12 protein-coding genes are annotated in these 13363 nt (G+C 54.0%); 6 read left to right on the top strand and 6 right to left on the bottom strand.

Annotated features, from left to right (window positions below):
• Nucleotides 1–203 precede the first annotated feature (203 nt).
• From M3G15_RS16400 to M3G15_RS16375, 6 genes are read left to right on the top strand one after another with little or no spacing between them, the layout of a single operon-like run.
• Nucleotides 204–1571, top strand: coding sequence for a YheC/YheD family endospore coat-associated protein (locus tag M3G15_RS16400; RefSeq protein WP_260071509.1), 1368 nt, complete (start codon nt 204–206; stop codon nt 1569–1571).
• A gap of 41 nt (nt 1572–1612) precedes the next feature.
• Nucleotides 1613–2725, top strand: a complete 1113-nt coding sequence (locus M3G15_RS16395; RefSeq protein WP_260071508.1) for a YheC/YheD family endospore coat-associated protein — start codon at nt 1613–1615, stop codon at nt 2723–2725.
• Nucleotides 2726–2748: 23 nt separating this feature from the next.
• The gene (locus M3G15_RS16390; RefSeq protein WP_260071507.1) at nt 2749–4125 is read left to right on the top strand and encodes a YheC/YheD family endospore coat-associated protein; all 1377 of its coding nucleotides are present in this window, start codon (nt 2749–2751) and stop codon (nt 4123–4125) included.
• Nucleotides 4122–5246, top strand: a complete 1125-nt coding sequence (locus M3G15_RS16385; protein ID WP_009227040.1) for a YheC/YheD family endospore coat-associated protein — start codon at nt 4122–4124, stop codon at nt 5244–5246. The genes M3G15_RS16390 and M3G15_RS16385 overlap by 4 nt, the downstream gene beginning before the upstream one ends.
• A 37-nt stretch (nt 5247–5283) precedes the next feature.
• Nucleotides 5284–5838: a GNAT family N-acetyltransferase gene (locus M3G15_RS16380; RefSeq protein WP_009227041.1), complete on the top strand. Its 555-nt coding sequence runs from the start codon at nt 5284–5286 to the stop codon at nt 5836–5838.
• The gene (locus M3G15_RS16375; protein WP_036646668.1) at nt 5795–6904 is read left to right on the top strand and encodes a YheC/YheD family endospore coat-associated protein; all 1110 of its coding nucleotides are present in this window, start codon (nt 5795–5797) and stop codon (nt 6902–6904) included. Before M3G15_RS16380 ends, M3G15_RS16375 begins: the two co-directional genes overlap by 44 nt.
• A gap of 33 nt (nt 6905–6937) precedes the next feature.
• Here M3G15_RS16375 and M3G15_RS16370 read toward each other — a convergent pair whose 3' ends face one another.
• From M3G15_RS16370 to M3G15_RS16345, 6 genes are all read right to left on the bottom strand, one after another.
• Entirely contained in the window at nt 6938–7636 is a 699-nt protein-coding gene (locus tag M3G15_RS16370; protein ID WP_260071506.1) for an HAD family hydrolase, read from the bottom strand.
• A gap of 251 nt (nt 7637–7887) precedes the next feature.
• Entirely contained in the window at nt 7888–8034 is a 147-nt protein-coding gene (locus M3G15_RS16365) for a hypothetical protein (RefSeq protein WP_009227045.1), read from the bottom strand.
• A gap of 356 nt (nt 8035–8390) precedes the next feature.
• Nucleotides 8391–9953 carry a cellulase family glycosylhydrolase gene (locus M3G15_RS16360; RefSeq protein WP_260071505.1) on the bottom strand — a complete coding sequence of 521 codons (1563 nt, stop codon included), beginning with the start codon at nt 9951–9953 and terminating at the stop codon, nt 8391–8393.
• Between the two features lie 241 nt (nt 9954–10194).
• Nucleotides 10195–11286 (bottom strand): GIY-YIG nuclease family protein, encoded by a 1092-nt coding sequence (locus tag M3G15_RS16355; protein WP_260071504.1) that lies wholly within the window; start codon nt 11284–11286, stop codon nt 10195–10197.
• Complete coding sequence (gene yfcE / locus M3G15_RS16350) at nt 11283–11831, bottom strand: phosphodiesterase (protein ID WP_260071503.1); 549 nt, start codon at nt 11829–11831, stop codon at nt 11283–11285. The genes M3G15_RS16355 and yfcE overlap by 4 nt, the downstream gene beginning before the upstream one ends.
• A 284-nt stretch (nt 11832–12115) precedes the next feature.
• Complete coding sequence (locus M3G15_RS16345) at nt 12116–13195, bottom strand: FAD:protein FMN transferase (protein WP_260071502.1); 1080 nt, start codon at nt 13193–13195, stop codon at nt 12116–12118.
• Between the last annotated feature and the right edge of the window lie 168 nt (nt 13196–13363).

Raw genomic sequence — 13363 nt, 5'->3', positions numbered from 1 at the left:
ACTATCTTCCGCGATATCCGTCTTCGGCCCGCGCCTGGCAAGGAGTAAATCGCTTTATTCCTTCGCCCGGAAGCCGCCGAAAACGGGCATAGGTTAATCACCAAGGATTCTATGTCCTCATATGATGCATTACATGCATTTTACGCAGATGATCTTTACTTGCATCCAAGACTCTAGCTTAGCTTGGAAGGAGATCCGCATTCATGCCCTCCAAAAAAATTACGGTACAAATCATGAGTCCGGGCATTCTTGAAGACGACTTTCTCGTGCTCGGAGACATGCTGATCAAACAGTGGAAAATCCCAACGCATCTTCCGCTTCTACTCACCTTCGGATCATTTCGGCACCGCGTGAAGGTCATTCCCTTATCCAGATCCGACGGAGTTCGCATGAGCTCGGGTCTGGCTAGAAAAATGGGAATCCAACCGCGGTCGCCGCTGCGACTCATCTATCGGCCGCATTCCTCGACCCTTCAACTGGGTCCGCTGTTAGGAGTTCTGCTCAGTCAGGATTTCCCCGGTAATCCGGAACGGCCGTTTGGCCAAATGACCAAGTTCTGCAAAGAGCTCGTGAACGCCTGCTCGCGCCAAGGGGTATTCGTCTATTTCTTTACCCCCAATCATATCGGCACCAGCACAAGCCAGATCTCGGGCTGGGTCTATGGCAACGGGTGGAAGCAAACCCAGCTGCCCGCCGCAGATGTATTCTACAACCGGCTGAATTCGCGGAAATTGGAGAACAAACCTAGCGTACAGCATTTTATGAAAGAAGTAAAATCCCGCTACGGGAGCCATTTTTTCAACGAGAAATATCTCGACAAAACCGAAGTGTTCGACGCGCTTAGCCGAGATGCCTCCGTGCAGCGTTATTTGCCGGAATCGCATCTGTTTCGCAATTACGCGATGTTGAAAGCGATGTGCAGCAAATATCCCGTCGTCTTCCTGAAACCAATCAAGGGAAGCTTGGGCAAAGGCATCATCCGTATCTCGCGGCTTGAAGGCGGCGCCTTCCAGACCTTATCGACCCAGGTTGGTGGCGCACAGCGCCAAGTATATCCGAGCCTCGCTAAGCTGTTCACCGCGTTATCCGGCAAAATGAAAACGACTCGCTACCAAATCCAGCAGGGGCTTCACTTGATCGAGGTGGATCATAGGCCGGTTGATTTTCGGGCGTTGGTCCAGAAGAACCTGTACGGCAAATGGAATACGACTTCCATCGTGGCCCGGATCGCCGGGAACCATCATTTTGTGTCCAATCTGGCTCGCGGCGGCACGCTGAGTAAGGTGAAGGACGCGATTGCCCGCAGCTCGCTGCCGGCTGGAATCAAAAGCAAACTCGCCTTAAAGCTGAAGAAGGTGGCGCTGGACGTCGCCCAGAGTGTCGATGCGCAAATCCCGGCCCACTTCGGGGAGTTCGGGATTGATTTGGCGGTGGAAACGAGCGGCCGGGTGTGGTTGCTGGAGGTCAACTCCAAGCCGTCCAAGAACGATAATACTCCGATCGGCGAAGACAAAATCCGCCCTTCGGTCAAGCAAATGATCGAATATACCCGCTATTTGTCCGGCTTTTAGAGGTTGCCCTTGGAGGGCCTCTTGGAAGGAGGGAATCAGCCATGTACAAAACATCACAAGGGAACGTTGGCATCCTGGTCTCCGAAAGCAGCGGTCCGCTCCCCTTCGCGGAAGTTGCGTTCTGCCGCAGATTATGCCGCATCGGCGCAAGGCATGGGCTTCACGTGTACGTCTTCTGCCTCAGCTGGATCGCTTTGGGGAACGCTGCCGGCATTCCCGCCTACACCTTTGAACACGGAACCTGGATTCGCAAATGGTGCCCCCGGCCGGACATCATTTACGACCGCTGCCTGATCCATGACCGCAAGCAGCAGCTGCGCAAGCACCGTTTGCTCGAACGGCTGGCGAATGAGCATCCCTTCGTTTATTTGGCCCGGGGCCTTGCGGGAAAATGGGCGGTATACCAAGCGCTGCTGGAATGCCCGGTGGTTGCCGAACATTTACCAGAAACGGCGCTGTACCAAGGGCGGGCTCAGCTGGACCAATGGCTGCAGGCCCATGACGGGGAAGCCTTCCTGAAGCCGCGGAACGGCACGCACGGCAAACGGACGCTGTACGTCAAATGGCATCTGCCGCGTGATGAAGTCAGGGTTGTCGGTCGCAGCGGGCGGAATACGATCTTTCGGCGTCGCTTTTCCACCAAGCAAGCAGGGCTGGATTGGATTGACCGCTTTACCGGGAAACAACCGTTCTTGGTTCAGCCCTATTTACAGTTGAACAGCTCAGACGGTGAACCCTTTGATGTCCGCGTCCTCATGCAGAAAGACGCCAAAGGCGAGTGGAGCTTGACGGGGATGGCGGTCCGCGCGGGCCGTAAAGATTCACTCACCTCCAACTTGCATGGAGGCGGTACCGCCCATCGGGCACTGCCTTTTCTCATCCGCGAACTCGGAGAGTCTGAGGGCAAAGCCGCTGAAGCCGCAATCCGCAAACTGTCACTCTTGATTCCGGCCTATCTGGAAACCCGTTTCGGCAGGCTGGCAGAGCTGGGCCTGGATTTCGGCGTTGACCGCCAAGGCCGCGTATGGGTGCTGGAGGTCAACTCCAAACCGGGACGCTCCTCGTTCTTTCGGATCGGCGATCCGGAAACCGCCAGAAGGTCGCTGGAAAATCCGATAGGCTATGCCCGCTATTTACTGCTGAGCAAACCCTGATCACTTTTAGGAGGATAAAATCCATGAGTTTGACTTTTTGCAACGTCCATTTCACGCAAGCCCCCGACCGGGTGGTTTACGTGTCAGGGGCTCTTATGAAGAATCTGAAGCTATCCGGAAGAAAGTCGGTTCACCTGAGACTCGGGGGGGAACGGGTCCCCGCCGCCATCAAACGGATTAATAAAGCGGGAAATCATCTGTACCTTGCCAGCGGCGTTCGCAGAGGCATTAAAATCCCCAAGCCCGGCGGCGTCTACCTCCGCAGCCAGCAAGAGGGAGAAGTGCAGATCGGCCCGCTCATCGGCGTGCTGTCCGACGGACCCACATCCTCACCAACCAACCCATTTGGCTCGCGCACCGCATTCATCAAGCAACTCCTTCGGCAGGGAAGCCGGATTTCCTATATCTTCGCGTTCACCCCGCGGGATATCCATTGGGAAGACGAAACGGTGAACGGCTATTTTCTGAACGAAGCGGGGCGGTTCGTGCGGAAGCGGGTGCCGCTGCCTGACGTGGTATATAACCGCCTCCCCAGCCGCCGAGCCGAAACGACCAACACGATCAGTCAGCTTCGGGACCGGTTCGTCCGCCGGAGGATTCCTTTCTTTAACTGGAGTTTTTTTAATAAATCCGATATTTACCGCCTGCTGGAGAAAGACCCGACGGTGGGACGCTACGTGCCCGAATCGATTATGAGTCCGACGCCGGAGCAAATTAAGGAGATGCTGGACCGGCATTCCCTGGTTTATTACAAGCCGAACAGCGGCAGTCTGGGCAACGGGATATATCGCCTGTCCTACATCCCGAGAAGCGGTTATTATGCCAGGTATCGGAAAAATGGCCGGAACGCCCTGCTGCGCTTCTCTTCCTTCAACAGCCTAATGCGCACGCTGCAAGCCAGACACGGCCGGGCGCTCCGCGGATACGTGGCCCAGCAGGGGATTCGTCTCATCGAAATCGACAACTGCCCGATCGATTTCCGGTTTCACATGCACAAGAACGGGAAGAACCAATGGGTTGTCGTTGGCATCGGCGCGAAAAAAGCCGGCAAAGGCAGCGTAACCACGCACTTGAAGAACGGCGGCTCCCTGCTCACTCCGGAGCAGGCGCTCACCCGCGCATTTGGCTCGCGTGCTGAAGAGGTACTGCGGAACGCGAAAGCCGTTGCGATCACCTTGGCCGAAGCGATTGAATCCCATCAGCAGCATTTGATCGGCGAGATCGGATTTGATATCGGGATCGACCGGGAAGAGAAAATTTGGATGTTCGAAGCGAACGCCAAGCCAGGCCGTTCGATCTTTAAACACCCTTCACTTCGGGCAGAAGGGAAGGCGTCAGTAGACCACATCCTGGATCATTGCCTCTACTTGAGCAAATTCCGGAGGAGAGATGGCTCATGAACAATCCAGTATTGAACGAGAAGAAGCCCGTCGTCGCCGTGCTGACCGTGGATGATAACGTCCGGCTATTCCGCGGTAACCGCAGCAACTTCAGAGACCTCGTCAAAACCGGGCAAGAGCTGGATTGTCCCGTATATGTCTTAACAGCCAAAGACTTGAAGCTTAGCGCCAAACGCGTCCAAGGATATTTGTTCCACCCGGAGGAGAAGACGTGGAAGAAGCATTGGTTCCCCTTGCCCGACGTCATCTACAACCGCATCCCCCTCCGGGAGGATGAGAAGAAGCCGGAGGTGCGCCGCAAAATCGATGAGGTGATCCAGCATGAATCGATTCATCTGTTTAATCCTTTTTTCTTCAATAAACGGCGACTATTTGAATGGCTGAAGAAAGGCCGGGCGACCAAAACGCTTGTGCCGGACACGAAAAAAATGCTAGGACCCAAAACGCTGACCGCGATGCTGGAGAAATACGGCTCCCTGTACCTTAAGCCTGAGGGCGGAAAAGCCGGAAAAGGGATCATGCTGCTGCGACTGGACGTGGATCATCCGAGACCTTACCGGCTGACAATCCAAGGGAAGAAGCGCCGAAACATCATTTATCGAACCGCCAAGCTGCCCTTGTTGTGGAGGAGAATCAAAAGAGAAGCCGGGATGACGCCCTACATCATGCAGGAGGGCATCGAGCTGACCTCCTATCGTGGACGCCACTTCGACATGCGCGTGCTCGTGCAAAAGAACGGCAAAGGCATTTGGATGGTGACCGGGATCGGCGCCCGTCTGGCCGGACCGAAACGGATTACAACCCATGTTCCGCAAGGCGGCAGCATTGAAGACCCGGAGAAGATGCTTCTCCCCGCCTTCGGGTCCGATATGACGACACTGCTCCTCAGCCGGATTAAGTCCAGCGCCCTCTTGATCGCCAAGCAAATCGAGAAGGAATCGGGCTTCCTGCTTGGGGAGATGTCCATGGATCTTGGGGTGGACACCGACGGACGCCTGTGGTTTTTCGAAGCGAACGCCAAGCCGATGAAGTTCGATGAGCCGCATATTCGCAAGAAATCGCTGGAGCGGATTTTTCAATACAGCCAGTATTTATACCGGCAGCCGAAACACAAACCGTGAAACGAACTACGACCAACACGAAAGGAGGACGGTCGTGATGGAGATTCGAGCCGTGACCTTGGAGGATGGAGCTCCTTGGGAGCCGCAGCACAGTGAAATATTAGCTTTCATCCGAAAATATAACTCCGGCCGCGTTCCGCCCACCGTCCTCCGGAATCTGCTCCGGCTGACGCCAAGCGACTTGAAGCGGCCTGGCTGCTCCTTGCTCGTTGCCCGCATCCGAGCGGAGGACGGGGAGCGGCTGGCCGGCGCCTCTTGCGTCATGGATTACGGCCGCAAGCTATGCGTCGTCGTCGTCCATCCGCTGTACCGCGGCCGCGGGATCGGCGCGGGGCTGCTCCAAGCCCAGCTGACTCGGCTGGGGCAGCTTAGCTTCCGGGTGGCGTTGAGTCAGATTCAGAGCTTGCGCATGTGCTTTCGTGCAGGGATGTACGCTTCGGGCCTGACCCGGGATCCGAACGGGAAACCGCTGCTTCTGCTGGAGACCCGGCCCGTTTCCCCAACGCCTGCAACGTCGGTCTCCCATACCAGCAAAGAAGGTGATATTATTGTCACAACCCGTCCTGGGCATCCTGACCTTGTACCTCAATGATAAGAAGCTGCTGGAGGAACGCCATATCTACCAGCGCATGATCACTGAGGGAAAAAAAATGGGCCTGGACATATTCGTGTTCACCCCAATGGACGTGATTGACCAGAAAAAGCAGATCCTTGCCCTCGAGTACGATCCAAAGGGCAAGAAATGGTTCCGCAAATGGCGCAGCTTCCCAGACCTGATCTTTGACCGCTGCCGGATCCAGCGCAGCAAGCGGTTCGAGCAGCTGCTGAAGTTTCGGGCGCGTTACCGTCATCTGACCTTCCTCAACCGGCCGCTGCGCAATAAGTGGACGATATATCAAACCTTGTCCCGCAAAAGCCGATTCCGGTCCAACCTGCCGGAGACGGTGTTATTTCAAAGCAGCAGCGATGTGTTTAACCTGCTCAAAAAGTATTCCGCCGTCTACGTCAAACCGATTAACGGCACGGGAGGCCGCGGCATCCTGCGGGTAGAACGCCTGGACAGCAATCTCTTCCTGATCCAGGGACGGAGACAGAACCGCAATATCATCGCTCCCCAGAAAATCCACAAATCCCGGCTGGGCACGTTCCTGCTGGGCTGGAAAGGAAGCGGACGCTTCATCGCCCAGCAGGGCATCCAGATCAAGCTGCCCAGCGGCCGCGTTCACGACTACCGGATGCTGGTGCAGAAGAACGGTCAAGGCCAATGGGAAGTGACCGGCTGCGCCGGAAGGGTGGGTCCTCCCCGCAGCGTCACCTCCAATCTCCACGGCGGCGGTCATGCCGTGGCGATGAATACGCTGCTGAAGCAGTGGATCCCAAGCGAGGAGCGGCAGCAGGAGGTGCGCCGGGCGGCGGAGAAGCTCAGTCTGGAGGTCGCAGCCTACCTCGAGGAGACGTTTGGGGCCTTGTGCGAGCTGGCACTAGATTTGGCGATCAACCGCCATGGCCAGATCTACCTGCTTGAGGTGAACCCCAAACCTGCCCGCGAAGTGTTCCATCAATCGGGCGACTCCCAAGCGTACCGCGCAGCGATCATTAGGCCGCTGGAATACGCGTTATGGCTGCATAAGCAAAAAGCCGCTTCCCCCTCCAATTAGGAGGGAAGCGGCTTACTGCTTGTTATTTGCCTATTACGCTTCCTCCGCCGCCTGATCATACAAGGAGATCAGTTCATCGAAGTTGCGAATCCGCACGTCGGAGCCGGCCAGCTCCCGGTCATCCCCGAAGCCGGCATAGGCGCAGCCGATCACAGCTAGCCCGTTCCGTTTGCCCGCTTCAACATCCGAGGAGCGGTCCCCAATCATCCACGCGCGGGTGATGCCATGCCGATCTAGGAGCAACTTGACGAGATCGACTTTGGTCGCCGTTTGAAACTCCCCTGCGCTAAAGAGCCCTTCAAACAGCGGAGCAATTCCATGCGCCTCGGCCACTCCTTTGACATAATGCTCTAGCCCGTTGCTGGCAACAAACAGCCGTACGCCCCGTGCTTTGAGCTCCTGCAACGTTTCCGGCACTTGCGGATACAACTCGGTAGCCAGCTGCTGCAGCCCTTCCAGCTCATATTCCAGCAGCAGTTCATCGGCCCGGCGATGCACCGTCTCGCTATGGTTCGGAATCACCCGGCGCCAGATGTCCGGCAGCAGCATCCCCAAGCAGCTCAGGATCAATTCTTCCGGCGGCGTCTCCCCGGCATACAACCCTTCTTTTCGCAACTGGTCAAACACCTTATGAAAAACCGGTATGAGCAGCGTTTCTGTTTTGAATAACGTCCCGTCCATGTCAAAGATCATCGCTTCCGGCCTAGAAAGCTTGACAGCCTGTCTCTCCATCTCCACATTCCTTCCGTATGTATGATATAGCCTCATGATATGTCAATCAGCATTCCTTGTAAACCGAAGCATGATCCCAATTTCGCCCGAGTTCCCCAACGTCTCTTGATCTCGGCCCCCAGCAGCAACAAGATTGGAAAAATAACCTGAAATGGAAATGCGTAGAAGTCATAGGTCTTCATTGCAAAATCCCACATCTCCATAATGTTGTTGTACAACGAGTTGGCTAAATACGTAATCAAAAGTCCCAATTACGGTGTGCGTATTGACCCGGATTTCGACCGCTGATGATCCTTCAGGCTAATCATCGGGAGTATGCTGCTAATGCCAGGTGTATTCACCGTATCGGCGAAATCAAACAATTCCATGACCGGGGCGGTCGACAAATTGGTAATCAACGTTTCGGTAAACCCCTAGGGTGGCCCAATCACCGACTTTTCCACTGACCTCGATGTTGAAATTTACGGAATTTAATAGTGGAATCGCCGGGAAATATCCGTTTGAATAATGCGATGTTCTCATCGACTGAAGAATGAAGGCGTTCCTTGATCTGCAAGGGATTTCCTCCTTTCACCAAAGGGTGTGGATATGTTATTCCCAATTTAAGCAAATTTTATCAATGAAATCCCGTTCGGAAGTTTTTCTTGCGATATCAGGATGCCAATGCCCCGAAGTTTATACTTTCTGATATCTTAAAAAAGACAACGGGGACGTATACACTTCCCCGTTGCCTTTGTCTGAGCTTCGGCTGCCATTACTGGGTAATCAGCCAAAAGGCTTCCCAAGCGCCCCCAACCTGATCCCGGTTAGCCACCAGTCCAGCTCCGTTATTCAATTCCACTGTCACGTACTTGTCATTGGCCAAGGCGAACAAGGCGATCGTCCCGTCGGCCAGCTGTTCCTTCCGGAACTTCTCCCATAGTTGAATGCTCTCGCCGCGGGCAATCAGCTTGCCGCCGTCGTTCAAGTCCGCGGTGACGTATTTTCCATTGATTTTGGATTTCAACGAAATCGTTCCATCATTGTTGTTGATGATTTCGAACAGCTCCCAATCCTGGGCTGTATCGCGATTTGCGACCAGCGGAGCGCTGCCGGCGTTCTCCGCGCTGACGATCTTCTTATTCGCTTCCGAAATCAAATAAACGAACCCGGTAGGCGTAGGAGGCGGGGTTGACCCGGTCGTATATTTTTTCACCAAATTTTGCAGTGTGGTGTTTGGCCGAAAATTCTCAGTATTAAATTTGCTCCATTTAGCGGCGATCGTCGCCGGGCTGTCGCTTAAGATGTTTGGCACCGGATTTGGGTTGTTGTTGAAGTAACCCCAGTTCCCGTAGTTCGAGCTGACCTTATACGTCCAGTTCGTCCAAGAGATATTGGAGGCGTTCATTCCAGCCAAGAACTTCTCCCACAGATCGGTAAAATCAAACAGGCAAAATTCTCCGACATACACCGGCACGTTCCACCGGGCTTGGTGATCGCGCAGTCCTTGCAAAGCGGTGTTCACCAGATTGTTCTGCACATTCCAATCAGAAGCCTCGTTGCCGGCCATCGCGTAATAGTGCATCTCGTACACCACGTTAGTCCAACCAAACGTATCCGGGTCATAGAGCTGGTTCCAGTTCCAGGCCGCTTCGATGAAGATCGTATGATCGGGATCGATTGCGCGGATCGCCTTATAGAGTCGGTCATAAAAAGCGTTCAACTGCTCCTTGCTCACCCGGTCAGGTTCATTTAACAGATCGTAACCTGCCACGGTCGGATTGCCTTTAAAATGGGCTGCAATCCCTTCCCACAACCGGACGGTACGATCCTGATACTGCTGGTTCTTCCACAGCTGCGGATCCGAGTTGACCTCGCCCGAGTTATCGAAGGTGTTCTGGGCCCCAAACGTACCGTGCAGATCCAGCAGAACGTAAATGCCCCGATTCCCCGCTTCGCGGACGAGCCAATCCAGCTTGCTCCACGGATCCGCCTTCCAATTGCCGTACTTGTCCATCAGCTCCAGGTACAGAATAGGCACGCGGACCATATTCATCCCCATGTTTTTGATATTGTCCAAATCCCGCGTAGTCAGCCAAGCGTCTTGATACGTTTTGATCAGGCTTTCCGCCGTTTGCGCGCCATGCAGGCTCGTCAACGTTTCACGCAGCGTCCATTCGTCCTTCACGCCAAGCGGTGACATCCAGCTCTCCTGCAACAACCAACCGCCTAGGTTGGTCCCCCGCAGATTGACGATATTGCCTGTGCCGTAGTTGTCACGCAGCACCGTACCGTTGGCTTTCAGGAAACCGCTTTGCTCAATTCTCGACACATTCATGCCGGAATCTCCCTCTGCGGCTTGGGCAGAAGGAACAAACATGGAGTTACTTAAGGTCAAAGCAGCAAGAATCATACAGAGTAGGAAAGTGCGGAGTATTCTCTGGATGTCACGGACAGCATTGGGTCGGATCATGATCATCACAAATCCTCCTTTATTACAATAATGGTTTATATTTCCTTTTTAAACATAAACTATTATTGTAAGCGCCGTCAATAGAAAGATCATTTCATCGATTCTTTCAGATGATCGCTTCTAGCAGATGTGCGATCCGGGCCGTATCTGCGGCTTCAATCCATGCCTGTGGAATCCGCGCGAAGCAGCACTCACTGCTTTGTAAATAACGGTAGATGATCCGAGCCTCATCTATTTCATCTCGGGTAGGTTTGCCCGTCAGGGGAGGAGAGCTATGGCTTAGACAGGCCAATGCCTTCTCCGCCATTTTCAGAGACAGAGAGGCTCGGGAGCTTCCTTCTGAAATTTCAACCTTCCGGCTATACAGGATCGTATTTCGCCGCAATATGAACCACTTGGCCTTCCGCTCACTCCAACGTTCCAGGACCACGAAATTCCCGTTCTGCTCAACAAATCCGGCGATCTCCTCTTGTCTCGCAAACAGATCGATGGCATGAAGGGCATCCCTGAGTTTGGCTGCGGCTTCAAAATCAACCCGTTCGGAAGAGTCCCGCATTCGTCCCTCCAACTCTTCCCGGAGGCTGGAATCCGAGCCATCCAGCAGCGCAGCAAAGCGGTTCATCACGCGGTTGTTGAGTTCAACCGCCTCCCCGCCCAAACATGCGCCGAGACATAAGCCCAGCGAATGGTTCAAACAGGGTACTCCAGTGGGAGCGGAACGGGGACGGCTGCAAGCGATACGCAAGGCTTCGCGAACGCTCCGGACTGCCGCCTCCACAGAATGTCGGCTCGCCGAATAAGGTCCGTAAACTTGGCGGATTCCCGGGGCCTCCGGCACATCTACGACCTCCAGGTCCCAAATCCCGTCCGTGTCGCGGATCACCAAATAGACATAACCGTGCGGACTCTTCATCTTTTTGTTATACATCGGCTTCAGTTCTCGAATCAGCCGGCACTCCAGCATCAGCGCTTCGAATTCGGTGTCGGTCCTGAGGATCTCCAAATCCTTGACGTTATGCGCCAATCTCTCGACCTTCTTGGAGCGGTGACGGGAGGCATGAAAATAAGAGCGCACTCTTTGCTGCAAGTTCTTCGACTTGCCGACATAAATGACGCCTCCCGCCGCGTCCTTCATCAAGTACACCCCCGGCGCGGCCGGGAGGGTGCGCAGCTGCTGTTCGACCCGTTCGTTTGTCATGGAGCAAACTCAATCCGTTTGATGATCTCCCCGGCAAAATCCTTAACGATAAACGCCCCTGCCTTCAAAATGCCATAGGAATTAGGGAAATTCTCCTTCGGCAAGGCGATGGACCCCGGGTTCAGAACATAAATGCCGTCTTTGATGTCGGCCACCGGCACATGCGTATGTCCTTGAATAAACACGTCTCCCGGCGCTAGCGGCGGAAGCTGCTCGATGCTGTATCCGTGCCCATGCGTGACGTAAATGCGGCGCCCTTCGAAGTAGAGCATGGCATAATCCGCCATCATCGGAAATTCCAGCAGCATTTGATCCACTTCCGCATCACAGTTCCCGCGAACAGCGATCAGGTTATGCTTATGCTCGTTAAGCGTTGCCGCGACCTGCTTCGGATCGTATCCGTCAGGCAGCGGATTTCGCGGCCCATGATACAGGAAATCCCCCAGCATGATCATTTGATCGGGCTGCTCCTCTGCCGCTTTGGCCATCGCCCGATCCAGCCAAGCGCTTGATCCGTGGATATCCGAAATCAACATCAATTTCATCGAAACCAACTCCTTGCCTCTTTCGTTTTAGTATAAAGGAAGAAAGAACGTCAAACACACTGAAATTTATCATCGGAGATACCTAGTATGAAGTCCATCAAGAAATGGGTAGTGATCCTTCTAGTCTTTTGGGGGATGTGGAAAATCTTAATTTTCCTACTAAGAGACGTTCTGTTTGAGGTGCTGACGTTCCCAGACCCCTATGCCAATATCCTTCAGACAGCGTCTGATAAGCAAATAAGACAAGAAAGACGTCCAATCGCTTGAACGTCCTTAGCCTTCTATTATTCAACCAGCGTGTACTGCGGATCTGTCACCTTAAACGAATTTTTGATACCGGACGTGACGTAAATTTTGTTGTCTTTTGTTATAAACATCGCTTCCGTCCCGTCATTCAAGTCCTCGATGTATTGCAGCCCTTCCTCCAGGCCCATCACATAAACGAAGGTCGACAGCGCGTCCGCGTCCGTTGCGTTATCCGCCAGAATCGTGACGCTCTTTAGATTATTTTGCGCCGGCACGCCGGTTCTCGGATCCAGGATATGGTGATACATCACATCGTCCTCGATAAAGTAACGTTCATAGATTCCGGAAGTATCAATGACTTGGTCGCTTAAACGGATCGTTCCCATGGTCGTGCCCCGCGAGCTATCCGGATCTTGTAGACCGACGTTCCAGCTGTCTCCATTAGGCTTGTTTCCAATCACGATGATGCTGCTGCCGCCGAGGTCGACAAGCGCGCTCTTGACGCCTTCCGCCCGCAAATAGGCCGCAACCTCGTCCGCCGCATACCCTTTGCCGATGCCGCCGAGATCCAGCACCATCCCAGGCCGTTTCAGAAAGACGGTGCGCTTGGCTTCGTCGACCACTACGTCTTGATACCCCACCAGGCTAAGTTCCCGCTGCAAATCCTCCGGAGCCGGAACATGGGCTCCTTCATGGCCGATATCCCAAAGATCCACCAGCCCGCCGACCGTCGGATCAAACAGCCCGTTCGTCTCTTTGGCGTAATCAAGCGAGCGTTTCAGCACCTTCATCGTATCCTCCGACACTTCAACCGCCTGTTTGCCGGCTTCCTGATTTACTTTGTAGAGCTGGCTCGTCTCCAAGGTCCGGCTTAACTCCTGATCCAAGGTTTTTAGCATCGTATCGATATGATCCAAATGTTCCTCAGCCTTCGGGTCATCATACAATTTGATGTTAACCACCGTATCAAAAATATAATATTGATTCGAGGCCGGCTCCGCGGCCGTTGGTTTCTCCTTGTTCCCTGCATTCCCCCCGCAGCCGGAGAGGAGGGTCATCAGCATTGCCGTCAAGCCTAAGATCACGGCCCGTTTGCTCCATTTCTGTGTTCGTTGCATCATTTCACCTCATTTGAAAGTTCACGCAGCTTGTTGTTAACTTCCCGTATTGTATAATTTTCATCACACTTCGTCTAGGAAGTACATCACGATCAGCTGGGTACTGCAAGATAAAATGAGCATGAAAAAGAAGCGAGATCGATCTCGTTCCCAAAATGGTCAACTCCA

Origin of the sequence: Paenibacillus sp. p3-SID1389 (genome assembly GCF_025151705.1) — a bacterium.
GTDB lineage: Bacteria > Bacillota > Bacilli > Paenibacillales > Paenibacillaceae > Fontibacillus > Fontibacillus phoenicis.
The sequence above is the reverse complement of the archived record's forward strand: the minus strand, read 5'-3'. Positions and strand labels throughout refer to the sequence as shown.

Excerpts from the sequence above, each read along its gene's own strand:
- M3G15_RS16355 (WP_260071504.1), bottom strand. The coding sequence starts at position 11,286 with ATGACAAACGAACGGGTCGAACAGCAGCTGCGCACCCTCCCGGCCGCG.
- M3G15_RS16385 (WP_009227040.1), top strand. The coding sequence starts at position 4,122 with ATGAACAATCCAGTATTGAACGAGAAGAAGCCCGTCGTCGCCGTGCTG.
- M3G15_RS16360 (WP_260071505.1), bottom strand. The coding sequence starts at position 9,953 with ATGAATGTGTCGAGAATTGAGCAAAGCGGTTTCCTGAAAGCCAACGGT.
- M3G15_RS16345 (WP_260071502.1), bottom strand. The coding sequence starts at position 13,195 with ATGCAACGAACACAGAAATGGAGCAAACGGGCCGTGATCTTAGGCTTG.
- M3G15_RS16370 (WP_260071506.1), bottom strand. The coding sequence starts at position 7,636 with ATGGAGAGACAGGCTGTCAAGCTTTCTAGGCCGGAAGCGATGATCTTT.
- M3G15_RS16395 (WP_260071508.1), top strand. The coding sequence starts at position 1,613 with ATGTACAAAACATCACAAGGGAACGTTGGCATCCTGGTCTCCGAAAGC.
- yfcE (WP_260071503.1), bottom strand. The coding sequence starts at position 11,831 with ATGAAATTGATGTTGATTTCGGATATCCACGGATCAAGCGCTTGGCTG.
- M3G15_RS16380 (WP_009227041.1), top strand. The coding sequence starts at position 5,284 with ATGGAGATTCGAGCCGTGACCTTGGAGGATGGAGCTCCTTGGGAGCCG.
- M3G15_RS16390 (WP_260071507.1), top strand. The coding sequence starts at position 2,749 with ATGAGTTTGACTTTTTGCAACGTCCATTTCACGCAAGCCCCCGACCGG.
- M3G15_RS16400 (WP_260071509.1), top strand. The coding sequence starts at position 204 with ATGCCCTCCAAAAAAATTACGGTACAAATCATGAGTCCGGGCATTCTT.